At 62.0% G+C, this 22,986-nt stretch carries 22 protein-coding genes and 1 tRNA gene; all 23 read right to left on the reverse strand.

Features of this window, described 5'->3' with window-relative positions; all coding sequences use genetic code 11:
• Entirely contained in the window at nt 1–1,290 is a 1,290-nt protein-coding gene (locus tag JO965_RS14350; RefSeq protein ID WP_203439569.1) for a lipoprotein-releasing ABC transporter permease subunit, read from the reverse strand.
• Between the two features lie 6 nt (nt 1,291–1,296).
• Nucleotides 1,297–2,625: a proline--tRNA ligase gene (gene proS, locus JO965_RS14355; protein ID WP_203439570.1), complete on the reverse strand. Its 1,329-nt coding sequence runs from the start codon at nt 2,623–2,625 to the stop codon at nt 1,297–1,299.
• A 391-nt stretch (nt 2,626–3,016) separates the two neighbouring features.
• The gene (locus JO965_RS14360) at nt 3,017–3,352 is read right to left on the reverse strand and encodes a DUF1467 family protein (protein ID WP_371826788.1); all 336 of its coding nucleotides are present in this window, start codon (nt 3,350–3,352) and stop codon (nt 3,017–3,019) included.
• 10 nt (nt 3,353–3,362) lie between these two features.
• Nucleotides 3,363–3,767, reverse strand: a complete 405-nt coding sequence (gene mce, locus JO965_RS14365) for a methylmalonyl-CoA epimerase (RefSeq protein ID WP_203439572.1) — start codon at nt 3,765–3,767, stop codon at nt 3,363–3,365.
• 21 nt (nt 3,768–3,788) lie between these two features.
• Nucleotides 3,789–5,462 (reverse strand): ribonuclease J, encoded by a 1,674-nt coding sequence (locus JO965_RS14370; protein WP_203439573.1) that lies wholly within the window; start codon nt 5,460–5,462, stop codon nt 3,789–3,791.
• A 5-nt stretch (nt 5,463–5,467) separates the two neighbouring features.
• Nucleotides 5,468–6,292, reverse strand: a complete 825-nt coding sequence (locus JO965_RS14375; RefSeq protein WP_246776556.1) for a biotin--[acetyl-CoA-carboxylase] ligase — start codon at nt 6,290–6,292, stop codon at nt 5,468–5,470.
• A 2-nt stretch (nt 6,293–6,294) separates the two neighbouring features.
• Complete coding sequence (gene nuoN, locus JO965_RS14380; protein WP_203439574.1) at nt 6,295–7,734, reverse strand: NADH-quinone oxidoreductase subunit NuoN; 1,440 nt, start codon at nt 7,732–7,734, stop codon at nt 6,295–6,297.
• A 7-nt stretch (nt 7,735–7,741) separates the two neighbouring features.
• Nucleotides 7,742–9,253 (reverse strand): NADH-quinone oxidoreductase subunit M, encoded by a 1,512-nt coding sequence (locus JO965_RS14385; RefSeq protein WP_203439575.1) that lies wholly within the window; start codon nt 9,251–9,253, stop codon nt 7,742–7,744.
• Nucleotides 9,253–11,295: an NADH-quinone oxidoreductase subunit L gene (gene nuoL / locus JO965_RS14390; RefSeq protein ID WP_203439576.1), complete on the reverse strand. Its 2,043-nt coding sequence runs from the start codon at nt 11,293–11,295 to the stop codon at nt 9,253–9,255. Before nuoL ends, JO965_RS14385 begins: the two co-directional genes overlap by 1 nt.
• Nucleotides 11,296–11,319: 24 nt before the next feature.
• Nucleotides 11,320–11,628 (reverse strand): NADH-quinone oxidoreductase subunit NuoK, encoded by a 309-nt coding sequence (nuoK, locus tag JO965_RS14395; protein WP_036351479.1) that lies wholly within the window; start codon nt 11,626–11,628, stop codon nt 11,320–11,322.
• Nucleotides 11,629–11,639: 11 nt separating this feature from the next.
• Complete coding sequence (locus JO965_RS14400) at nt 11,640–12,254, reverse strand: NADH-quinone oxidoreductase subunit J (protein WP_203439577.1); 615 nt, start codon at nt 12,252–12,254, stop codon at nt 11,640–11,642.
• A gap of 136 nt (nt 12,255–12,390) precedes the next feature.
• The gene (gene nuoI, locus JO965_RS14405; protein WP_036351473.1) at nt 12,391–12,879 is read right to left on the reverse strand and encodes an NADH-quinone oxidoreductase subunit NuoI; all 489 of its coding nucleotides are present in this window, start codon (nt 12,877–12,879) and stop codon (nt 12,391–12,393) included.
• Nucleotides 12,880–12,891: 12 nt separating this feature from the next.
• Nucleotides 12,892–13,917, reverse strand: a complete 1,026-nt coding sequence (gene nuoH / locus JO965_RS14410; protein WP_203439578.1) for an NADH-quinone oxidoreductase subunit NuoH — start codon at nt 13,915–13,917, stop codon at nt 12,892–12,894.
• 12 nt (nt 13,918–13,929) lie between these two features.
• Nucleotides 13,930–16,008 (reverse strand): NADH-quinone oxidoreductase subunit NuoG, encoded by a 2,079-nt coding sequence (gene nuoG, locus JO965_RS14415; protein WP_203439579.1) that lies wholly within the window; start codon nt 16,006–16,008, stop codon nt 13,930–13,932.
• An 8-nt stretch (nt 16,009–16,016) separates the two neighbouring features.
• Nucleotides 16,017–17,318 (reverse strand): NADH-quinone oxidoreductase subunit NuoF, encoded by a 1,302-nt coding sequence (nuoF, locus tag JO965_RS14420; RefSeq protein ID WP_203439580.1) that lies wholly within the window; start codon nt 17,316–17,318, stop codon nt 16,017–16,019.
• 14 nt (nt 17,319–17,332) lie between these two features.
• Nucleotides 17,333–18,388 carry an NADH-quinone oxidoreductase subunit NuoE gene (gene nuoE, locus JO965_RS14425; RefSeq protein ID WP_203439581.1) on the reverse strand — a complete coding sequence of 352 codons (1,056 nt, stop codon included), beginning with the start codon at nt 18,386–18,388 and terminating at the stop codon, nt 17,333–17,335.
• A gap of 118 nt (nt 18,389–18,506) precedes the next feature.
• On the reverse strand, nt 18,507–19,697 hold the full coding sequence (locus JO965_RS14430) for an NADH-quinone oxidoreductase subunit D (protein ID WP_203439582.1): 1,191 nt from the start codon (nt 19,695–19,697) through the stop codon (nt 18,507–18,509).
• Nucleotides 19,698–19,715: 18 nt separating this feature from the next.
• Nucleotides 19,716–20,318, reverse strand: a complete 603-nt coding sequence (locus JO965_RS14435) for an NADH-quinone oxidoreductase subunit C (protein ID WP_203439583.1) — start codon at nt 20,316–20,318, stop codon at nt 19,716–19,718.
• Between the two features lie 14 nt (nt 20,319–20,332).
• Nucleotides 20,333–20,917: an NADH-quinone oxidoreductase subunit B family protein gene (locus JO965_RS14440; RefSeq protein WP_203439584.1), complete on the reverse strand. Its 585-nt coding sequence runs from the start codon at nt 20,915–20,917 to the stop codon at nt 20,333–20,335.
• On the reverse strand, nt 20,908–21,273 hold the full coding sequence (locus tag JO965_RS14445) for an NADH-quinone oxidoreductase subunit A (RefSeq protein ID WP_203439585.1): 366 nt from the start codon (nt 21,271–21,273) through the stop codon (nt 20,908–20,910). Before JO965_RS14445 ends, JO965_RS14440 begins: the two co-directional genes overlap by 10 nt.
• Nucleotides 21,274–21,870: 597 nt before the next feature.
• Nucleotides 21,871–21,947, reverse strand: a tRNA-Asp gene (locus JO965_RS14450).
• 155 nt (nt 21,948–22,102) lie between these two features.
• Nucleotides 22,103–22,606, reverse strand: a complete 504-nt coding sequence (locus JO965_RS14455; RefSeq protein ID WP_203439586.1) for a MerR family transcriptional regulator — start codon at nt 22,604–22,606, stop codon at nt 22,103–22,105.
• Between the two features lie 22 nt (nt 22,607–22,628).
• Nucleotides 22,629–22,940: an integration host factor subunit alpha gene (locus tag JO965_RS14460; protein WP_152709275.1), complete on the reverse strand. Its 312-nt coding sequence runs from the start codon at nt 22,938–22,940 to the stop codon at nt 22,629–22,631.
• Nucleotides 22,941–22,986: the final 46 nt, after the last annotated feature.

Genomic DNA, 22,986 nt, shown 5'->3' on the forward strand with positions numbered 1-22,986 from the left:
TTATCCGTAACGCAACGCTTCGACCGGATCGAGCTTCGCGGCCCGCCAGGAGGGATAGAGGGTCGCCAGCAGCGACAGCACCATCGCCATGATGAGGATGGTCGCCACCTCGGTCGGATTCACCTTGGCCGGCAGGCGGCTCAGGAAGTAGAGTTCCGCCGGGAAGAGATTGGTGTTCGTGAGCCGCGAGATGACATCACGGATGGTCTCGACATTGAGCGCGAGCAGCAGCCCGAGGCCGAAGCCCGCGATCGTGCCGACAATGCCGATCGACGCACCCGTGATCAGGAAGACGCGCATGACAGCGCCGCGCGTCGCGCCCATGGTGCGCAGGATCGCAATGTCCTCAGACTTGTCCTTCACGAGCATGATGAGGCCGGAGATGATGTTGAGTGCCGCCACCAGCACGATCAGCGTGAGGATGAGGAACATCACGTTCCGCTCGACTTCGAGCGCCCCGAAGAAGGTGCGATTACGCTGGCGCCAGTCGGTCATCAGGATCGGGCGACCTGCCGCCTCCTCGATGGCCGCGCGCGCCTGATCCACCCGGTCAGCGTTGTCGAGATAGACTTCGATAAGCTGCACATCGTTCTGGCGGTTGAAATAGTTCTGCGCTTCCGTCAGCGGCATGAAGACGAACGTGGAATCGAACTCCGACATGCCGATCTCGAAGATCGCCTTGACCGGATAGCCTTTGACCCGCGGAGCCGTACCGAAGGGAGTGGACGCGCCGCGCGGCGTGATGAGCGTGAAGGTGTCGCCGGCCTGCAGCGAGAGCGCATCGGCCAGGCGGCGCCCGATGGCGACCCCCTCGCCGCTATCGAAATCGTCCAGGCTACCCTGACGCAGGTTGCCGGCAATGTGATCGATCTTGCGCAGATCCTCCGGGCGGATGCCACGGACGAGGACACCGCTGCCGTTGTATTGCGAGGAGCCGAACGCCTGTCCCTCCACGAGCGGAATGGCGCGCTTGACACCCGGTACCGCCGCGATGCGCGCCGCGACCTCTGGGTAATCGGTGAGCGGGCTTTCCAGCGGCGCTACGAAGATATGGCCGTTGATGCCCACGATCTTGTCGAGCAGCTCCTTGCGGAAGCCATTCATGACCGAGAGCACCACGATCAATGTGGCGACGCCGAGCATGATGCCGAGGAACGAGAAGCCAGCAATAACCGAGACGAAACCTTCCCGCCGCCGCGTGCGCAGGTACCGCCCGGCGAGCATCCACTCGAAGAGCGAGAAGGGTTTCGTTCCAGCCGGTGCCGTCTTGGCTTCTCTGTTCTTGGCCATGACAGCTTATTGATGAGCTGTGAGACGGGCGACCACATCCTCGAGAGGAAGTGTCTCGCGCTCGCCGGTGGCGCGGTGTTTAAGTTCCACCTTGCCCTCGGCGAGCCCCTTCGGCCCAACCAGAATCTGCCAGGGCACGCCGATGAGATCGGCAGTGGCAAACTTGCCGCCCGGGCGCTCGTCGCGGTCGTCATAAAGTACGTCGCGACCCGCTGCGCCGAGTTCGCGATAGAGCCGCTCGCTGGCTGCATCCGTGGCGGAGTCGCCTGCCTTCAGATTCAGGATCGCCACATCGAATGGAGCAACGGCTTCTGGCCAGATGATGCCGTTCTCGTCGTGGCTCGCCTCGATGATCGCGGCGATCAGGCGACTCGGGCCGATGCCGTAGGAGCCCATATGGACCTCCCGCTCCTGCCCGTCGGGGCCCATGACCTTTGCGCCCATGGGTTCGGAATACTTGGTACCGAAATAGAAGATGTGACCGACCTCGATGCCGCGGGCGGACATTTTCTTGTCCTCCGACACCGCATTGAAGGCCGCCTCATCGTGCATCTCGGAGGTGGCGGCGTAGAGTGACGTCCATTTGTCGACGGTGCTCTGGAGGCCGGGGATATCGTCGAAGTTCGTATCGGTCGGCGGAATATCGAAGTTCAGGTAATCCGCATGGCAGAAAACCTCGCTCTCGCCCGTCGAGGCCAGGATGATGAATTCGTGGCTGAGGTTGCCGCCGATGGGGCCAGTATCGGCTCTCATCGGGATCGCCTTCAGGCCCATCCGGGCGAAGGTGCGAAGATAGGCCACGAACATCTTGTTATAGGAATGGACGGCGCCGGCCTGATCGAGATCGAAGGAATAAGCATCCTTCATCAGGAACTCGCGCGAGCGCATGACGCCGAAGCGCGGGCGCACCTCGTCGCGGAACTTCCACTGAATGTGATAAAGGTTCAGCGGCAGATCCTTGTAGGAGCGCACATAGCCTCGGAAGATCTCCGTGATCATCTCCTCGTTGGTCGGGCCGAAGAGCATCTCGCGCTCGTGCCGGTCCTGGATGCGCAGCATCTCCTTGCCGTAGGCATCGTAGCGCCCGGATTCCCGCCAGAGGTCCGCCGACTGGATCGTCGGCATCAGAAGCTCAACGGCGCCGGAGCGGTTCTGCTCCTCGCGGACAATGGCATTGACCTTGTTTAGCACCTTCAAGCCGAGCGGCAGCCAAGCATAGATCCCCGCTGCTTCCTGGCGGATCATGCCAGCGCGCAGCATCAGACGATGGGAGACGATCTCCGCCTCTTTCGGCGTCTCACGGAGAATGGGGAGGAAGTAGCGGCTCAAACGCATGGGACGCCTTTTGGGTCTCGATCAGAACGGGAAAAGGTAGCGACTCGCTTCCAGCACACAACACAGGCCCCAGGCAAAAGACAAGCTGTCATCGCCCGAACACCCCTGCGGCGAGATGGATTAGACCAAAGATCAATACAAGAAATGCCAAAAAATGCATCAGGACGTGCCTACAAAAGGTGACACCGCTAGGTAAGGTCTCTATAAACGAAACCCTAACGTCTTAGACCTTCAAAGGTCAGAGGCTACGGTCCGAGTTTCGGGAGGAACAAGATCCCCAAGCGCCACGAGGCGTTGGTCTAAGAAAGCCAGGGATCAAAAATTGCCAAAAGGCAGTTTAGGCAAGGCGAAAGCCTTGCTTTTCTTTTTTTGACTCCCGTTGCGGTTTCGATCAGAGCCCGGCCAGGGGGAACACCGCGGCGACCACAATAAGGACGATGGACGCGACAAGCGTCGTCCAGATCGCCTTTTCCCTTAAGGCAGGAAGCGCCGGGGCCCCAGGCTCGCTTCCTTGAACGACCTCCCCGCTTTCGACCTGGCTGCGAACGCCGAAGGGGAGGACGGCAAAGAGCAGGATCCACCAGATCACGAAATAGAGAGCCAAGCCCCCGCTCACCCGCAGGCCAAATCCGGTGACGGCGATGGTGACGGCGATGGCGGACACGACCGCGACGACCGCAATCGTGGAGCAGAGCGATCCTGCCAGGGTTTTTACAAAGCTTATCAACAGCTTGTCCTCAGGCTTGCTCAAGCTCGATGAGCGTGCCGTTGAAATCCTTCGGATGCAGAAAAAGCACGGGCTTTCCATGGGCTCCGATCTTCGGCTCGCCGGAGCCGAGCACCCTTGCCCCGGAATTCACAAGTTGGTCCCGCGCCGCGACGATATCGTCCACCTCATAGCAGATATGGTGCATACCGCCGTCGGGGTTCTTCTCCAGGAACCGGGCAACGGGTGATTCCCCACCCAAGGGCTCCAAAAGCTCTATCTTGGTATTGGGCAGGGTGATGAACACGACCGTGACACCATGCTCCTCCAGAGCCTCAGGCGCCGAGACCTCGGCTCCCAGTGTCTTACGATAGACCTCCGAGGCAGCTGCGATATCGCGCACGGCGATGGCGACATGGTTGAGACGTCCGATCATCGTCCCTCTCCCGTTTAGACCTCAAGCCTCGATAACGAGCACATGGCAGGCGGGCTTCTTGCCCCATTCCTGATTGACAGCCGCGCGGACGGCCCGGTGAACCGCATTCTCGACGGCGTCGGGATCCCGGCGCTTGGCCTTTGGCAGACCATCGAGCAAATCGGCCACGGTGTCGGCAATGATGTCGGTCAGATCCCGCCCCTGCCGGTTCTTATCCGGCAGGCCCATGGCATCGATCACGGGATCGCCGACGAGTTCGCCTCGATCATCAATGGCAATCGCCACGGTGACGATGCCCGCAAAAGCGAGCTTGCGGCGCTCCGGCAGAGCCCGCTCGCCAGCTCCGATGACGATGTTACCGTCGCGATAAAGACGCCCGGTCGGAACAGTATCGACAATCTCAGCGGGACCGGGCGAGAGACGTACGAGGGTCCCGTTCTTGGCTCGAACGACCTCCTGCACCCCCTGGGCTCGCGCGAACTTGGCGTGCTCGCTCAGGTGCAACGGCTCGCCGTGGGCAGGAATGGCGATGCGCGGCCGGGTCCATTGGTACATTTGCGCCAGCTCACCACGGCGGGGATGGCCGGAGACGTGAACCAGTTCCGTCCGGTCGGTGATAACCTCGATGCCCTGTTCGATCAGGCTGTTGATGATCGAGCCTACATCCTTCTCGTTTCCGGGAATGGCACGCGACGAGAAGATCACACGGTCACCGGCGGAGAGCGCAATGTCCGGGTGCTCGTCCTGGGCGACACGGGCAAGCGCTGCCCGAGGCTCGCCCTGCGAGCCTGTCAGGATGGCAACGACCTTGTCGCGGGGCATGTAACCGAAATTTTCCGTCGAGCGGAATTCGGGCAGGCCGTCGAGGTAGCCGCATTCCTTCGCCACATCGACCACACGATCCATGGCACGGCCCACAACGACCACCTCCCGCCCGCACTCACGGGCCGCTTCTGCCACCGAGCGGATGCGGGCGACATTCGAGGCGAACGTTGTGATCGCAACGCGGTGTGGGGCATCCTTGATCAGCTGCGCCAGATTCCTGGAGACATCGGATTCGCTCGGGCTCGTGCCTTCGCGGACCACATTGGTGGAATCACACACGAGAGCCAGCACCCCTTCGTTGCCCAAGGCACGGAAGGCTTCTTCCGATGTCAGGCTGCCGAGATAGGGCGTATCGTCTAGTTTCCAGTCGCCTGTATGCACCACGAGCCCGTGCGGCGTGCGGATGGCGAGTGCATTCGATTCCGGAATCGAGTGCGCGACCGGGACATACTCGATGTCAAAGGGACCGAGCTTCAGACGCTGACCGGGCACGATCTCGCGAAGATCGACCTTCGGCGCATTGGCCTCTGACAGGCGACGCGTTTCGAGCAGGCCAATGGCGAACTTCGTAGCGTAGACCGGAGCGTTGAGGCGCGGCCACATTTCGACCAGCGCACCGATATGGTCTTCGTGAGCGTGGGTGATGAAGATGCCTAGAAGGTTGTGACGTTCTTCCTCGATGAAGCGCAGATCGGGATAGACGACCTCTATTCCAGGCAGATGCTCCTCACCGCCGAAGCCCATGCCGCAATCGACCAGAATCCATCGCCGATCCTCCTCCGGCCCGAAGCCGTAGAGCGCAGCATTCATTCCGATTTCGCCGAGTCCTCCGAGGGGAAGAAAGACCAATTCGTCCTGGTGGGAAGCCATTAAGTTTAAGACCTTATCGAGCCAGTGTCAGGCTTGGCTATATCGTGCAGTAAATTGGGAAAATAAAGGTCGCCTGCATCGATGAGTTCCATGCCATCGCGGGTTTTCAGCTGCAGACGTCCAAAACGGTCGAGCCCCTCGAAAACGCCCTTCTTGTCCCCGGAAGGCAGGCGAAGCGTCACCTCCTGCCCGACTCCCGCCGCCCGCTCAAGCCAGAGTCGCCGGATCGCTCCGAATGGATCCGATGCATTCATCCGCGATCCGGCACGCCAGGCGGAGAAGGTTCGGGCGAATGCCGAAGACAGAGCGCGGAGGACCTCGTCCCTGTTCAGCCCAGGCCTGACCATCTGCAAAGCAGCGGCAGGATAAGGTGTGCCCGCTGGCGCGAAAGCGACGTTCACGCCAAATCCGATGACGATGGCCAACGGTCCATTCGGCTGAAGGCGATGACCTTCAAGCAGCAGCCCCGACAGCTTCGCGCCGTCGAGAAGAAGATCGTTCGGCCATTTGAGGGACAGGCGCGGCGCGCCGATGCCTATGACCTCCTCGACGGCTTCATGCAGCGCCAGCCCGGCCACGAAGCCGAGTTGGGGCGCCACGGCCGTGTCGCATGGATCGATCAGGAGAAGGCTGGCGTAGAGATTTCCGGGGGGCGACGACCATTGCCGGCCGTGTCGCCCCCTTCCCGCAAGCTGCTCGGCCGCCGTGATCCAGAGTTGTCCTGGATCGCCGGACCGGGCGGCCTGGAGTGCGTCGTCGTTCGTCGAGTTTGTCGCCTCTAGCGAGAGAAGCCGATAACCGGCGGCCTCGGTCTCGGGCGACAGATTCACGATCAGAACAGCGAGCGCGCAGCGGCGCCCGCAGCGTTGACGATGGGTGTCGGCACCAGCCAGAATAGCAGCACCACGGCGCTCGACACGACAAGCACGAAGCTCACGCCCGGCGACATGGGCTCGAACCGCTCGACCGGCGCATCAAAGTACATCACCTTGACGATGCGCAGATAGTAATAGGCGCCGATCACGCTTGTCACGACGCCGATCACCGCCAGGGTCACGAGGTTAGCCTGGATCGCTGCAGCAAAGACGTAGAACTTGGCGAAGAAGCCCGCGAGCGGCGGAATGCCGGCCAGTGAGAACATCATCATGGCCAGGCAGAAAGCCAAGGCGGGGTGGGTGCGAGAGAGGCCGGAAAGGTCGTCGATCGACTCGAACATCACATTGCCGCGACGCATCGCGAGGATGATCGCGAAGGAACCGAGCGTCATAGCGAGGTAGATCGCCATATAGATGGCGACGCCCTGAACGCCCTCAGGCGTGCCGGCGGCAAGACCGATCAGCGCATAGCCCACATTACCGATTGAGGAATAGGCCATCAGGCGCTTCAGGTTGCGCTGGCCGATAGCAGCAAAGGAGCCAAGCGCCATCGAGGCGATCGAGATGAAGACGATGATCTGCTGCCATTGAACCAGGATGCCCGGGAAGGCATCGATGAAGACGCGGGTCGCCATCGCCATGCCGGCCATCTTGGGAGCGGCGGCGAAGAAGGCCGTCACAGGGGTCGGCGAACCTTCGTACACGTCTGGCGTCCACATGTGGAACGGCACAGCCGAGATCTTGAAGGCGATGCCGGCGGCAATGAAGACGAGGCCAACGATGGCACCAATGCCGACGGTTCCTTGCAGAACCATCGCAATGGTCGGGAAGGACACGCTGCCCGTGAAGCCATAAACTAGCGACGCACCATAAAGGAGCATGCCGGAGGAAAGCGCACCAAGCACGAAGTACTTCAGGCCAGCTTCGGTCGAGCGGACATTGTCGCGGTCGAAGGCCGCGATCACGTAGGACGACAGGCTGAGCAGTTCGAGGCCGAGATAGAGGGCGATCAGGTCGTTTGCCGAAATCACCATCATCATGCCGATGGTCGAGAGCACGATCAGGATCGGATACTCGAAGCGATAGATCCCCTCACGGCGCATATAGTCCATAGAGAGGATGATGCCGCCGGCCGACCCCAAAAGCGTCAGCGCCTTCATGAACTTGGCGAAGCCGTCGACGACGAAGGAACCGGCCATGGTCTCGACCCGCTCGGACGGGAGCGTCAGGACGGCCACGAACGTGACGGCGATCAACGCCAGTGCGATGACGTTCATGCCATAGCCCGACCGCTCGCCACGGAACGCGCCGTAGAGGACCAGGATGAGAGCCCCTGCTGCCATAAGGATCTCTGGCAGCATCGGACCGAAAGCAGGAATGGTGAGGGCGGGATTCATCGTGACCTCAGTGTGCGATGACAGCGGCCGTTTTCACGGTAGCGAGCGCAGCCTGTACGCTATTCATGAGCGCATCCGTCGGCGCCGCGAAGGCGTCGAGGATCGGACCGGGCTGCACGCCGTAGTAAATGATGAGCAGGACGAGCGGCGCGAAGGTGATGATCTCGCGGCGGTTCAAGTCCGTGATACCCTGGAGGGCCGGCTTGTCGAGCTCTCCATAGACCACGCGCCGGTAGAGCCAGAGGGCATAGGCGGCCGAGAGGATCACGCCAGTCGCGGCGAAGAACGCAACCCAGGTGTTGGAGCGGAAGGCGCCCAACAGGGTCAGGAACTCGCCGATGAAGCCTGAAGTGCCGGGCAGCGCCACATTGGCCATGGTCAGGATGAGGAAGACCACCGCATAGAGCGGCATCCGGTTCACCAGACCGCCATAGGCCTTGATCTCGCGGGTGTGCATCCGGTCATAGATCACGCCCACGCTGAGGAAGAGCGCGCCCGAGACAAGGCCGTGGGAGATCATGGTGAACATCGCCCCCTGGATACCCTGCTCGTTCATGCTGAACAGGCCCATGGTGACAAAGCCCATATGCGCCACCGAGGAATAGGCGATGAGCTTCTTGATGTCCTCCTGCATCAGGGCGACGAGCGAGGTGTAGATGATCGCGATGATGGAGAGCGCATAGACCAGCGGCGCGAAATAGAGCGACGCATCCGGGAACATGGGCAGCGACATTCGGATGAAGCCGTAACCACCCATCTTCAGGAGAACGCCCGCCAGGATCACGGAACCGGCCGTCGGTGCTTCCACGTGCGCATCCGGCAGCCAGGTGTGGACCGGCCACATCGGCATCTTCACCGCAAAAGAAGCAAAGAAGGCGAGCCAGAGCCAGATCTGGAGATTCGGCGCGAACTTATAGGTCAGCAGCGTCGGGATGTCGGTCGTGCCTGCCGTCCAGTACATGGCCATGATGGCCAGAAGCATCAGGACAGAGCCGAGGAGCGTGTAGAGGAAAAACTTGAAGCTTGCATAGATGCGTCGCTTGCCACCCCAGATCCCGATGATGAGGAACATCGGAATGAGGCCCGCCTCGAAGAACAGATAGAACAGCACGAGGTCGAGCGCGACGAACACGCCGATCATCGTGGTCTCGAGCACGAGGAAGGCGACGAAATATTCCTTCACCCGGTTCTCGATCGATTCCCACGAGGCCAGGATGCAGAATGGCATCAGGAATGTCGTCAGCAGAATGAGCGGCATCGAGAAGCCGTCGACGCCGAGCTTGAACCGGATGGTCTCGGTCAGCCAGGCATGGCTTTCCACGAGCTGGAACGACGCCGAAGCGATGTCGAACCGCGCCCAGGCGACAAGCGACAGAAGGAAGGTCGCAATCGTCGTAGCAAGCGCGGCCCAGCGAGCGTTGGAGCGAGTAGCCTCGCTATCGCCGCGCAGGGTCAGGATGAAGGCCGCTCCGACGAGTGGGAGAATAAGAAGGCCGGAGAGGATGCCGAAGCCGAGCATTAGTGGGCTCCCCTGAAGAGATAGAAGGTCACGAGAGCGGCAACGCCGATCAGCATGGCAAAGGCATAATGGTAGACGTAGCCCGTCTGGATCCGCACCACGCCGCGCGTCACGTCGAGGACACGGGAGGAAATGCCGTCAGGTCCGAGCCCGTCGATGATGCGCTGGTCGCCCGTGCGCCAGAAGAAGCGGCCAATGGCCATGGCCGGCCGCACGAAGATGGCGTCGTACAGCTCGTCGAAGTACCATTTGTTCAGTAGGAAGCGGTACAGGATCGGGTGATCGGCTGCGAGCTTCGCCGGCTGCTTGTTGTCAATGATGTACATGTAGACGGCCAGCAGGAAGCCCAGGATCATCATGATCGTCGGGAGTAGCGGCACCCAGCCCGGGAGATGGTGCATCTCTTCCAGGATGTGGTTGTCGGGACGGGTGTACAGAGCATCCTTCCAGAACTCCTGATAGCCTTCACCGATGAAGGCGCCGTGGAAGACGATACCGGCCAGAACCGCCCCGATGGCGAGAACGAGCAGCGGCAGGAGCATCACGAGCGGGCTCTCGTGGGGCGTGTGCGATCCGTGATGTCCATGGTCGTCATGACCGTGCGTGTGCTGAGCATGAGAGGCCGGCTCGACATCGTGACCGGTTTCATCATGCTCCACGCCCTCATGGGCGCTCGGAGCATGGTGTCCGTGGCCCCAGCGCGCAGTGCCCTCGAAGGTGAGGAAGAACAGACGCCAGGAGTAGAACGAGGTCATGAAGGCGGCGACGACGGTCGCCAGGAAGGCGAAGGAGCCTGCCGAAGAATGGGCCGCATAGGCCGCCTCGATGATCGCATCCTTCGAGTAGTAGCCTGCCGTGAACGGGAAGCCGGTTAGCGCCAGGGTGCCGATGGCCATCATTGCCGTGGTGAACGGGATGTAGCGGCGCAGGGCACCCATGTGGCGAATATCCTGCTCATGGTGCATCGCATGGATGACCGAGCCGGCACCCAAGAACAGCAGCGCCTTGAAGAAGGCGTGCGTGAACAGATGGAACACACCGGCGCTATAGGCACCGACGCCGAGGCCCACGAACATGTAGCCGAGCTGCGAGCAAGTCGAATAGGCGATGACGCGCTTGATGTCGTTCTGAACCAGACCGACGGTCGCGGCGAAGAAGGCAGTGATTCCGCCGATGACGGTGACGACTGCGAGCGCGGCCGGGGCGTATTCGAAGATCGGCGACAGGCGCGCGACCATGAACACGCCGGCGGTCACCATGGTGGCGGCATGGATGAGTGCGGAAACCGGGGTCGGGCCTTCCATCGCGTCCGGCAGCCAGGTGTGCAGCAGGAACTGGGCCGACTTGCCCATGGCGCCCATGAAGAGAAGCAGGCAGGCGATGGTCAGGGCATGCCACTCGATGCCGAGGAACATGAAGCGCGCATTCGCGAACTCGGAAACGCGCGGGAAGATCGCGTCGAACGTGACGCCATTGAACAGCACGAAGACCGTGAAGATGCCGAGCAGGAAGCCGAAATCGCCGACGCGGTTGACAATGAAGGCCTTCATGGCCGCTGCGTTGGCGGAATCCTTCTGGTACCAGAAGCCGATGAGCAGGTAGCTCGCGAGGCCCACGCCTTCCCAGCCGAAGAACATCTGGACCAGATTGTCGGCCGTCACCAGCATGAGCATGGTGAAGGTGAAGAGCGACAGATAGGCGAAGAAACGCGGACGGTGCGGATCCTCGTGCATGTAGCCGATGGAATAGAGGTGCACGAGCGCCGAGACCGTGTTGACCACGACCAGCATCATGGCGGTCAGCGTGTCGATCCGGAACGCCCAATCGACCTGAAGATCTCCAACCGACATCCACTGGGCGACCTGGATCCGGGTGGCCCCGTCACCGAAGCCGACCTGGATGAAGGACACCCAGGACAGGACGGCCGCCACGAAGAGCAGCGCGGTCGTTATGATCTCGCTCGGCCGGGCGCCGAGGAGCCGACCGAAGATGCCTGCGATGAGGAAGCCGACGAGCGGCAGGAAGACGATTGCGTGATACATTGTCGTTTACTTCGCCGTTCGGGCTTAGCCCCTCAACCTGTTGACGTCTTCGACTGCGATGGAGCCGCGGTTGCGGAAGAAAACCACGAGAATCGCAAGGCCGATGGCCGCCTCTGCCGCCGCGACCGTGAGGATCAGCATGGCGAAGACCTGTCCGACGATGTCGTTCAGGTGGGTCGAGAAGGCAACCATGTTGATGTTCACGGCGAGCAGGATCAGCTCGATGGACATCAGGATGACGATCACGTTCTTCCGATTGATGAAGATGCCGAAGACCCCGAGCGTGAAGAGCACGGCGGCAACGGTGAGATAATGGCCCAGTCCGATAACCATTGCGTGCCTCCTTAGATGCCCTGGCGGAAGGGAACCTTCCGCACCTCGACGGCTGTCTCTTGCGTCCGGGCATTCTGCTTGGAAATGTCCTGGCGCCGGATGCCGACACGCTCACGCAGGGTCAGCACGATGGCGCCGATCATAGCGACCAGCAGGATCAGGCCGGCTGCCTGGAAGAAATAGAAGTACCGGGTGTAGAGAACCTGGCCGAGCGCCTCGGTGTTGGTCATGACGTCGGGCGCCGGGATCGGAACCGCGGGCGAGCGAACGAGGCCCGGATCGACGGCATAGGCACCGATCACCAGGATCAGCTCGAGCAGAAAGATCACACCGATCAGCCCGCCGATGGGCAGATATTGCAGGAAGCCCTGGCGAAGCGCCGCAAAGTCCACGTCGAGCATCATGACGACGAAGAGGAAAAGCACCGCGACCGCGCCCACATAGACGATGACCAGGATCATCGCCAGGAACTCGGCTCCCATCATCAGGAACAGCCCTGCCGCATTGACGAAGGCCAGGATGAGGAAGAGCACCGACTGCACGGGGTTGCGGGAGGCAATCACCATGAAGCCGGAGGCGATCGTGATCGTCGCGAACAGATAGAAGAAGGCGGCGGTAACCGTCATGCTTGAGCTCAGCCGCTGGAGAGCGGCCCCTTCCGACGTGGCGCCGAGAATCCGGCGGCCTGTCTATAAAATCCGAATCCGGGGGGCACAACCCGCCGGACATGCTTGCCCCCTGCCCTTACCGGGCAGGACGCTCTTACCGGTAGGGGGCGGTCTTCGCGAGGTTCCTCGCGATCTCGCGCTCCCAGCGCTCCCCGTTATCGAGAAGCTTGGCCTTGTCGTAATAAAGTTCCTCGCGGGTCTCCACGGAGAACTCGAGGTTCGGCCCTTCCACGATGGCATCGACCGGGCAGGCCTCCTGGCACATGCCGCAATAGATGCACTTCACCATGTCGATGTCGTAGCGCGTCGTGCGGCGAGTGCCGTCGTTGCGGCGTGGTCCGGCCTCAATGGTGATGGCCTGGGCCGGGCAGATGGCCTCGCAGAGCTTGCACGCGATGCAGCGCTCTTCCCCGTTAGGATAGCGGCGCAGGGCGTGCTCGCCGCGGAAACGCGGGCCGCGATGGCCCATCTCGAAGGGATAGTTCAGGGTCGCCTTCGGCTTGAAGAAGTATTTCACCGTCAGGATAAAACCCGAGATGAACTCCTTCAGCAGGAGGGATTGGGCAATGCGGTCGAGCTGCATGGCCGATCTCCTTTAGCGGACGCCCGGCGCATTGCCGGTGACCATCAGAACAGCCGCCACGACGATGACCATGGCGAGCGACAGCGGCAGGAAGACCTTCCAGCCGAGACGCATGAGCTGATCGTAGCGGTAGCGTGGCACCAGGGCTTTCACCATGGCGATGAGGAAGAAGAGGAAGCTCGCCTTCAACACGAACCAGATTACGCCCGGCACCCAGGTGAAGGGCGCGAACGGGATCGGCGACAGCCAGCCGCCGAGGAACAGGATCGTGCCGAGCGCGCACATGGTCATGATGGCCACGTATTCGCCGAGCATGAAGAGCAGGTATGGCGTGGAGGAATATTCCACCATATAGCCGGCCACGAGCTCCGATTCTGCCTCAGGGAGGTCGAAGGGCGGACGGTTCGTCTCGGCCATGGCCGAGATGAAGAACACCACGAACATCGGGAAGAGCGGCAGCCAGTACCAGCCGAGGATACCGAGGCGGGTGTTCTGCGATTCCACGATGTCCGACAGGTTCAGGGTTCCCGCGCACATGAGCACGGTCACGATGACGAAGCCGATGGAGACCTCGTAGGAGACCATCTGCGCCGCGGAGCGGAGCGCGCCGAGGAACGGGTACTTCGAGTTCGAGGCCCAGCCGCCCATGATGACGCCGTAGACGCCGAGCGACGAAATCGCGAAGATGTAGAGGATGCCGACATTGATATCGGCAATCGCCCAGCCCGCGTTGAGCGGAATGACCGCCCAGGCCGCGAGCGACAGGGTGCACATCACCAGCGGTGCGAGCAGGAACATGCCCTTGTTGGCCGGTGCCGGGATGACCGGCTCCTTCAGCACGAACTTCAGCAGGTCGGCGAAGGACTGGAACAGGCCCCAGGGGCCGACCACGTTCGGGCCGCGGCGCAACTGCACCGCTGCCCAGACCTTGCGGTCGGCGTAAAGCGCATAGGCGATGAAGACGAGAAGCGCGACGAGCAGGAGGAGGCTCTTGCCCAGCATGATCGCGACTGCGAGGAGGATATCTCCAAATTCCATGATCCGTTCCTCTTACTCAGCCGCCTCGAGCTTCAGCTCACGAGCGAGCGCAGAGCACTCGGCCATGACGCCGGAGGCGCGGGCAATCGGGTTCGTCAGATAGAAGTCCTTCACGGGGCTCACGAACGGCTCGCGGCCAGGGGTGCCGCCGATATTCGACAGCGCCTGAACGGCCGCAAAGCCATCGGCCGGCTGGACCGTGTCGATGGCCGCAAAGTGCGGGTAATGCGCATAGAGCTTCGCACGCAGCGCATTCAGCGAGTCGAACGGCAGACGGTGGCCCAGCACGTCGGACAGGGCACGCAGGATGGCCCAGTCCTCGCGGGCTTCGCCGGGAGCGAAGGCGGCGCGGTTTGCGACCTGCACCCGGCCTTCCGTGTTCACGTAGGTGCCAGACTTCTCCGTATAGGTCGCAGCCGGCAGAATCACGTCAGCGCGGTGCGCGCCACGGTCGCCATGGGTGCCCTGGTAGATCACGAAGGCGCCAGGCGCGATGTCGATCTCGTCGGCGCCGAGATTGAACAGCACATCCACCTCGCCCTGTGCCATGGTCTGCGCATTGAGACCCCACTCGCCCGGCACAAGGCCGAGATCGAGCGCGCCGACGCGGGAGGCTGCCGTATGGAGCACCGAGAAGCCGTTCCAGCCGTCCTTCACCGCGCCGACATCGCGGGCGAGCTGTGCGACCGCCGAGAGAATGGCGAGACCGTCCGGGCGGGAAAGAGCGCCCTGCCCCACGATGATCAGCGGACGCTCGGCAGCCCTCAGCTTGTCGATGAAGCTGTGGCGGCCGGCAGCGAGCTCGGTCAGCGTTTCGGGACCGGCGCCGAGATACTCGTAGGGATAGGTCAGGTCGGCGTGCTCGCCGATCATCGCAATCGGCGGCGGAGCCATGCGCCAGCGCTTGCGGATACGCACGTTGACGAGTGAGGCCTCGATGCGCGGGTTCGAGCCCACGATGAGGATCGCGTCTGCATCCTCGATGCCGGCGATGGTGGTGTTGAAGATGTACGAGCCGCGGCCATAGACCGGCGACAGCAGCGAGCCGTCCTGGCGTGCATCGACATTGGTGACGCCGAGGCTCTGCATGAGAAGCTTCAGGGCGTACATCTCTTCGACGGCGGCGAGATCGCCAACGATGGCGCCGATGCGCTTCGGATCTGTGCCTTTCACGCGGTTGGCGACGGTGGCGAAAGCCTCCTGCCAGGAGGCCGGACGCAGGCGGCCGTTCTCGCGCACGAAGGGACGGTCGAGGCGCTGCAGGCGCAGTCCGTCGACGATCTGACGGGTCTTGTCGGTGATCCACTCCTCGTTCACCGCCTCGTTCACACGCGGCAGGATGCGCATCACTTCACGGCCACGGGAATCGACGCGGATCGCGGAGCCGACCGCATCCATCACGTCGACGGAATCGGTCTTGGTGAGCTCCCATGGGCGAAAATGGAAGGATTCCGGCTTGTGGGTGAGCGCGCCGACCGGGCAGAGATCCGCCACGTTGGCCTGCAGCTCGGAGCCGAGAGCCCGCTCGAGATAGCTGGTGATCTCCATGTCCTCGCCGCGCCAGATGGCGCCGAGATCCGGCACGCCCGCCACTTCGGCAGAAAACCGCACGCAGCGGGTGCAGTGGATGCACCGGTTCATGGAGGTGCGGACCAACGGGCCGAGATACTTGTCGGTCACCGCGCGCTTGTTCTCGTGATAGCGGCTCGTATCGACGCCGTAGGCCATGGCCTGGTCCTGCAGGTCGCACTGGCCGCCCTGGTCGCAGATCGGACAATCGAGCGGGTGGTTGATGAGGAGGAACTCCATCACCCCTTCGCGCGCCTTCTTCACCGTCGGCGACTTGGTCGAGATTTCCGGCGGCTCGCCATTTGGGCCCGGACGGCAGTCGCGCACGCCCCAGGCGCAGGATGCGACCGGCTTCGGCGCGCCCTTCACCTCGACGAGGCACATACGGCAGTTGCCGGCGATCGAGAGCCGCTCGTGGTAGCAGAAACGCGGAATTTCAGCGCCAGCGGCCTCAGCGGCCTGAAGCAGCGTGAATTCCACGGGAACGTCGACCTCGACGCCATCAACGATGATTTTCGCCATCTTCAATCTCACTCCGCCGCAATGAGGACGGATTCGGAATGCGGGTTTGCCGCGTAATCGTCGATCCGCTTCTCGATCTCATGACGGAAGTGGCGGATCAGACCCTGAACCGGCCAAGCCGCCGCATCGCCGAGCGCGCAGATGGTATGGCCTTCGATCTGAGTCGAAACTTCGAGCAGCATGTCGATCTCGCGCTTCTGGGCGCGGCCTTCGGCCATGCGGGTGAGCACGCGCCACATCCAGCCCGTGCCCTCGCGGCACGGCGTGCACTGGCCGCAGCTCTCGTGCTTGTAGAAGTAGGAGATGCGGGCGATGGCGCGGACGATGTCCGTGGACTTGTCCATCACGATCACGGCGGCGGTGCCAAGGCCGGACTTCAGGTTCCGCAGCGTGTCGAAATCCATGTAGGCGTCGGCGATCTGCTCGGCCGGAACGATCGGCACCGAGGATCCGCCGGGGATGACGCCGAGCAGGTTGTCCCAGCCGCCGCGGATGCCGCCGCAGTGGCGGTCGATCAGCTCGCGGAAGGTGAGGCCCATGGCCTCTTCCACGTTGCAGGGCTTGTTGACGTGGCCCGACACGCAGAAGAGCTTGGTGCCCACGTTGTTCGGGCGGCCGATGCTGGAGAACCAGGCGGCACCGCGGCGCAGGATCGTACCGGCAACGGCGATGGACTCGACGTTGTTGACCGTGGTCGGGCAGCCGTAGAGGCCCATATTGGCCGGGAACGGCGGCTTCAGGCGCGGCATGCCCTTCTTGCCTTCCATGCTCTCAATGAGCGCCGTCTCCTCGCCGCAGATATAGGCACCTGCACCGTGGTGGACGTAGAGGTCGAAGGGATAGCCGTGGATGTTGTCCTTGCCGATGAGCTTGGCCTCGTAGGCCTCGTCCACCGCCCGCTGAAGCGCATGACGCTCGGCCACGTACTCGCCGCGGATATAGATGTAGGCCGCGTGTGCGCCCATGGCGAAGGAGGCGATGAGGCATCCTTCGACGAGAAGATGCGGATCGTTCCGCATGATCTCACGGTCCTTACAGGTGCCCGGCTCCGACTCGTCCGCGTTCACGACCAGGTAGTGCGGACGGCCGTCCGACTGCTTGGGCATGAAGGACCATTTCAGGCCCGTGGGGAAGCCCGCGCCGCCGCGGCCGCGCAGGCCCGACCCCTTCATCTCGTTGACGATCCAGTCGCGGCCCTGCTCGAGGAGGAACTTCGTTCCGTCCCAGGCGCCGCGCATCTTCGCGGCCTTGAGGTCCGGGGAATGGAAGCCGTAGAGGTTGGTGAAGATACGATCTTTGTCCTGAAGCATTCCCGATCACTCCATCAGGACGACTTGTTGTCTTTGTCGACGGTCACGCCCGGCTTGCTCTCGCTGCCGTCGCGGCGGGCCTCAGCCTGTGAAGGCGAAGTGCCAGCCTCTGGCGTCGTCGGGCTGGCGGGCACCGCCTGGCCTTCCTTCGTCGGCGTGGCCACGTAGGACTTGCCGCTTTGGGGAGCGGGCTGTGCACCCTTTTCCTTCGGCTCGACCTTGGTCGCCTTCGACGGATCAGCGGCATCCTTCTGGTCGGCCGGATGGATCAGCTTCTCGCCTTCCTTAGCGCGCTTGGCCGGGGTGTCGGCAGCATCGCTTTCGGTGGCTCGGCCTGATGGCGGCTTGGCAGCCTTTGCTTCCTGCGGAACGCTGGCGACCGCCGCTGCCGCCTCGCCAGTCTCGGCGGCTTTCGCCTGCTCCTCGAAGCGCTTGCGCCAGGCACCGACGATCGAGCCGTCGTAGAGGGCCGGATCCTTCAGCGTGTTGACGGCCTCAAAAGGCTCGGAGCTGTTGCGGCCAATCTGAGAACCCACCTTCACCGGGCGGCCAGCGGCGAGATCGTCGAGAAGCTTCTCGAAGTTCTCCGTCGTCAGATCCTCATAGTAATCATCGTTGATCTGCACCATCGGCGCATTGGAGCAGGCACCCAGGCACTCGACTTCGAGCCAGGAGAAGTTGCCGTCCGCCGTCACGTGGTTCTGGTCACCGATGCGGTGCTCCAGAACCTTCTTGATGTCGCCAGCACCGCGCAGAACGCAGGGCGTGGTACCGCAGAACTGGATGAAATATTTTCCGACCGGCTCGAGGTTGAACATCGTGTAGAAGGTCGCCACCTCCATCACGCGGATGATCGGCATGTCGAGCTTCGCCGCGACGGCCTCGATGGCCTTGCGGGGCAACCAGCCACCGGCCTGCTCCTGAGCCTTGGTCAGGAGCGCGATCACAGCCGACGCCTGGCGGCCTGGCGGATACTTGGCGATTTCCTTGTCCGCGAAAGCCTCGGTCTCCTGGGAGAGAACGAAGCTCTCGGGCTGCATGTTTTCAGGCGCGAGCTTACGAACGGCCATACACTCTTCTCCTCATCGCCAAGGCCGGGCATGAGGCCCGGCCACTCGCGACTTGAACTTTTCCGACACGCCTCAAAGTGCGTGGATCATCCGCCCCGGACCCGGGGCGGCTTTTGCGTTAGCGGTCGACCTCGCCGAAGACGATGTCGATGGAACCCAGAATGCCTGCGACGTCGGCCAACATGTGGCCGCGGCACATGAAATCCATGCCCTGAAGATGAGCGAATCCCGGAGCGCGGATCTTGCAGCGATATGGCTTGTTGGTGCCGTCCGACACGAGATACACGCCGAACTCACCCTTCGGAGCCTCAACCGGGACGTAAACCTCACCGGCCGGAACGTGGAAGCCTTCCGTGTAAAGCTTGAAGTGGTGGATCAGCGCTTCCATGGAGCGCTTCATATCCCTGCGGGACGGCGGCGCGACCTTGCCGTCGAGCGTGCTCACAGGCCCCTGCCCGTCCGGCGCCCGCAGCTTGTCCAGGCACTGACGCATGATGCGCACGCTCTGGCGCATCTCCTCCATGCGGATGACCTGACGGTCGTAGTTGTCACCGTTCAGGCCCACGGGGATGTCGAAATCCATCTCCTCGTAGAGCGAGTACGGCTGCGATTTGCGCAGATCCCAGGCCACGCCGCAGCTACGGACGATAGCCCCCGAGAAGCCCCACTTCCAGCAATCGTCCAGCGTGAGAACGCCGATATCGACGTTGCGCTGCTTGAAGATGCGGTTGCCGATCACGAGGGTGTCGAGATCGTCGAGCACCTGCAGGAATGGATCGCAGAAGGCCTCGATATCGTCGATCAGCTCCGGCGGCAGGTCCATGCTCACGCCGCCGGGACGGATGTAGTTGGCGTGCATGCGGGCGCCCGAGGCGCGCTCGTAGAAGATCATGAGCTTCTCGCGCTCCTCGAAGCCCCAGAGGGGCGGCGTGAGCGCGCCGACGTCCATGGCCTGCGTGGTCACGTTGAGGAGGTGCGAGAGAAGGCGCCCGATCTCGGAATAAAGCACGCGGATCAGCTCGGCGCGGCGGGGCACCTCGATGCCCAGCAGCTTCTCGACCGCCATGCAGAAGGCATGTTCCTGGTTCATCGGCGCGACATAGTCGAGCCGGTCGAAATAGGGATTGGCCTGAACGTAGGTCTTGTACTCGATCAGCTTCTCGGTGCCGCGGTGCAGCAGGCCGATATGCGGATCGACGCGCTCGACCACCTCGCCGTCCAACTCCAGCACAAGGCGCAGAACGCCGTGCGCCGCCGGATGCTGCGGGCCGAAATTGATCGTGAAGTTGCGGATATTATGCTCGCCCATGGGTCGCCCTTCCGCTCCTTAAGCCTTGGCCTTCTCATCGCCGGGCAGCACGTAATCCGTGCCCTCCCAGGGCGAGAGGAAATCGAAGTTGCGGAACTCCTGATTGAGCTTCACCGGCTCATAGACCACACGGCCCTGACCGTCGTCGTAACGGACCTCGACATAGCCGGTGAGCGGGAAGTCCTTGCGGAGCGGATGGCCCTCGAACCCGTAATCAGTGAGCATCCGGCGCAGGTCCGGATGGCCAGAGAACAGGATGCCGTAGAGGTCATAGGCCTCACGCTCGAACCAATTCGCAGCAGGCCAAATGCCGACGAGCGAAGGAACCGGAGTCACCTCGTCGGTCTCAACCTTCACACGAATGCGCTGGTTATGATGCGGCGCAAGAAGGTGATAGACCACGTCGAAACGGTTCTCGCGGGCAGGATAGTCTGCCCCGCAGATGTCGATGAAGCAGACGAACCGGCACTGCGGATCGTCCCGCAGGAAGGTCGCCACCCGCACGATGTCCTCACGGCGAACGACAATTGTCAGCTCGTCGAAGGCAATGGCCCGGCTCTCGATCGCTTCGCCAAGGGACGAGACGATGTAATCGCTCAGGGCTTGGAGATCAGCACTCATGCAATGACCTTTGCTCAGCGCTCGATGGTGCCGGTGCGGCGGATCTTCTTCTGCAGAAGCAGCACCCCATATAGGAGCGCCTCAGCCGTCGGCGGGCAGCCCGGCACGTAGATATCGACTGGCACGACACGGTCGCAGCCACGAACCACGGCATAGGAATAATGATAATAGCCGCCGCCATTGGCACAGGAGCCCATGGAGATGACGTAGCGCGGCTCCGGCATCTGGTCATAGACCTTGCGGAGGGCGGGAGCCATCTTGTTGGTCAGCGTGCCGGCCACGATCATGACGTCGGACTGGCGCGGCGATGCGCGCGGGGCGAAGCCGAAGCGCTCGACATCATAGCGAGGCATGGACAGCTGCATCATCTCCACGGCGCAGCACGCCAGACCGAAGGTCATCCACATGAGCGAGCCGGTGCGCGCCCAGGTGATCAGGTCTTCGGTCGAGGTGACGAGGAAGCCCTTATCGGACAACTCCTCGTTGATGGAGACGAAATAGGGATCCGTCGACCCGACCGGCTTGCCGGTATTCGGATCGATGATGCCGCGCGGCGCGGGAGCAACCAGGGTCGACTGGTTTTCGGAGATCAATCCCATTCAAGGGCTCCCTTCTTCCACTCGTAAATGAATCCGATCGTTAGGACGCCGAGGAAGATCATCATGGAGATGAAGCCGAACCAGCCCAAATTCCCGAACGTAATGGCCCAGGGAAACAGGAACGCCACTTCCAGGTCGAAGATGATAAAAAGAATGGCGACGAGGTAGAACCGCACGTCGAACTTCATTCGGGCGTCGTCAAAGGCATTGAAGCCGCACTCGTAAGCAGACAGTTTCTCCGAATCCGGGCGGCTATAGGCGACGATGAAAGGCGCCACGAGCAGCGCCACCCCGATCAGGAGCGAGACGCCGATGAAGATGACAAGAGGCAGGTAGTCGGCGAGGAGATTCGTCATACGACACCTAGAAGGAACGGAATTCGGCCTAAAGCCGGCAATCACTAACGCATTTAAGCCCCAGAAAGGCCTAAGAAAGGACCCTGCGACAACACGCTGATTGCGCGGGAGGCTTAGCGGAGTTCCCCTTCCGTGACAAGTGTTTGCACTGCCGCAAAAAGAACGATTCCAAACTAAGTTTGGCTCGGCGGGCGGGCCGTTTTCCAAGCTTTTCTAGCGACATGTGCTCAAAGAGCAGGCAGGCCATGTTTCTGATGCAGAAGAAATGTTACATCGAAATACTGACCACCTCTCAGGGGCAAGTTGGGTCAGGCAGCGCTCGGTCATGACCTTAAGGAAAATACCGGCGTAAATTCTTTTATATTGCAAAGACTTACGGCCCGTCGACTGCAAAACCCAAGAAATCAGGCCTCCGCCGATCTGGCAGCATCCCTTCAAGCTGCCTCTGCCGTATGACTGGCCTGCAGGCTGGAGCACGAAGACCGTCCAAAGGTGTGGGAGAGCGCCTTGGAGGGCTGCAACGCATCGACCACGACGTTTCTCGGCCGCGATCTGAACGTCCAAGCAGTATCGAAGCTGAATATCCGGGAGGGAAAGTGGCGCGGGCGACGGGGCTCGAACCCGCGACCTCCGGCGTGACAGGCCGGCACTCTAACCGACTGAGCTACGCCCGCGCATGGACCGCCGAAGCGGTGTGGGTGCGGTTTAAGGGCCACCCTAACCCCTGTCAAGGGTCGAATGCACTCATTTTCGAAAGCGTATAAGAAACCCGTATTTTCTGAGCGAGAAATGGGCATGTCCCACGCCTCGGCCTTGAATTTCTTAGGTTTCACTCCCCTGCCGGAACATCCCCCAGACTCTTCAGCGAGGTGAGCACCCGGTCGCATTCATAGAGCTCTTCGAGGGCCATCTGCAGCCCACGGAGGGCCTCCGGAGCCAGTCCCTGCTGACGAGGGAGACAGGCGGCGCTTTCTTCATCGTCAAGCTGCACTTCAGTGGAGACCTCAGCCCCCTCGGCGCGCGTCGACCCGGGCTCGGGAAGAAGGGTCGTGACACTCTGCTCTCCGCGCCCCACGCCCTGAACGAAGCGGACCCCTTCCTCTTTCAGGATCCGCTGAACGCCCTTGATCGTATAGCCTTCCCCATAAAGGAGATGGCGGATGCCCTTGAGCAGATCGACATCGTCCGGACGGTAATAGCGCCGTCCGCCACCGCGCTTGAGCGGTTTGATATGGTTGAAGCGGGTTTCCCAGAAGCGCAGCACATGCTGAGGAATATCGAGGTCTTCGGCAACCTCGCTGATCGTGCGGAATGCGTCGGGGCTCTTGTCCATGACGCCGCTCGCCATAACCGGATCAATCCTCGCCTTCGAAGGTCTCACCGTTGATATGCGCCTTCAAGACGTTCGAAGGCTTGAAAACCATCACCCGGCGAGGATCGATAGGAACCTCGACACCCGTCTTGGGATTGCGACCGACGCGCTCGCCCTTGCTGCGCACGATGAAGGAGCCGAAGGACGACAGCTTCACGGTCTCGCCAGCGGCCAGGCTGTCGCAGATTTCACCCAGAACCCGCTCCACCAGTTCAGCCGATTCGGTCCGCGAGAGACCGACCTTCTGGTACACAGCCTCGCTCAGATCCGCTCTCGTTATCGTCTTGCCAGCCATTGAGCTCCCCAGCGCGAATGAGTTCTTTGGTCTTGTCGTCCGTGAC

Origin of the sequence: Microvirga sp. VF16, assembly GCF_016864375.1 — a bacterium.
Classification (GTDB): Bacteria; Pseudomonadota; Alphaproteobacteria; order Rhizobiales; family Beijerinckiaceae; genus Microvirga.

Bases quoted from the DNA above. Each gene is read 5' to 3' on its own strand.
- JO965_RS14350 (WP_203439569.1), bottom strand. From the start codon at position 1,290: ATGGCCAAGAACAGAGAAGCCAAGACGGCACCGGCTGGAACGAAACCC.
- proS (WP_203439570.1), bottom strand. From the start codon at position 2,625: ATGCGTTTGAGCCGCTACTTCCTCCCCATTCTCCGTGAGACGCCGAAA.
- mce (WP_203439572.1), bottom strand. From the start codon at position 3,767: ATGATCGGACGTCTCAACCATGTCGCCATCGCCGTGCGCGATATCGCA.
- JO965_RS14370 (WP_203439573.1), bottom strand. From the start codon at position 5,462: ATGGCTTCCCACCAGGACGAATTGGTCTTTCTTCCCCTCGGAGGACTC.
- nuoN (WP_203439574.1), bottom strand. From the start codon at position 7,734: ATGAATCCCGCCCTCACCATTCCTGCTTTCGGTCCGATGCTGCCAGAG.
- JO965_RS14385 (WP_203439575.1), bottom strand. From the start codon at position 9,253: ATGCTCGGCTTCGGCATCCTCTCCGGCCTTCTTATTCTCCCACTCGTC.
- nuoL (WP_203439576.1), bottom strand. From the start codon at position 11,295: ATGTATCACGCAATCGTCTTCCTGCCGCTCGTCGGCTTCCTCATCGCA.
- nuoK (WP_036351479.1), bottom strand. From the start codon at position 11,628: ATGGTTATCGGACTGGGCCATTATCTCACCGTTGCCGCCGTGCTCTTC.
- JO965_RS14400 (WP_203439577.1), bottom strand. From the start codon at position 12,254: ATGACGGTTACCGCCGCCTTCTTCTATCTGTTCGCGACGATCACGATC.
- nuoI (WP_036351473.1), bottom strand. From the start codon at position 12,879: ATGCAGCTCGACCGCATTGCCCAATCCCTCCTGCTGAAGGAGTTCATC.
- nuoH (WP_203439578.1), bottom strand. From the start codon at position 13,917: ATGGAATTTGGAGATATCCTCCTCGCAGTCGCGATCATGCTGGGCAAG.
- nuoG (WP_203439579.1), bottom strand. From the start codon at position 16,008: ATGGCGAAAATCATCGTTGATGGCGTCGAGGTCGACGTTCCCGTGGAA.
- nuoF (WP_203439580.1), bottom strand. From the start codon at position 17,318: ATGCTTCAGGACAAAGATCGTATCTTCACCAACCTCTACGGCTTCCAT.
- nuoE (WP_203439581.1), bottom strand. From the start codon at position 18,388: ATGGCCGTTCGTAAGCTCGCGCCTGAAAACATGCAGCCCGAGAGCTTC.
- JO965_RS14430 (WP_203439582.1), bottom strand. From the start codon at position 19,697: ATGGGCGAGCATAATATCCGCAACTTCACGATCAATTTCGGCCCGCAG.
- JO965_RS14435 (WP_203439583.1), bottom strand. From the start codon at position 20,318: ATGAGTGCTGATCTCCAAGCCCTGAGCGATTACATCGTCTCGTCCCTT.
- JO965_RS14440 (WP_203439584.1), bottom strand. From the start codon at position 20,917: ATGGGATTGATCTCCGAAAACCAGTCGACCCTGGTTGCTCCCGCGCCG.
- JO965_RS14445 (WP_203439585.1), bottom strand. From the start codon at position 21,273: ATGACGAATCTCCTCGCCGACTACCTGCCTCTTGTCATCTTCATCGGC.
- JO965_RS14455 (WP_203439586.1), bottom strand. From the start codon at position 22,606: ATGGACAAGAGCCCCGACGCATTCCGCACGATCAGCGAGGTTGCCGAA.
- JO965_RS14460 (WP_152709275.1), bottom strand. From the start codon at position 22,940: ATGGCTGGCAAGACGATAACGAGAGCGGATCTGAGCGAGGCTGTGTAC.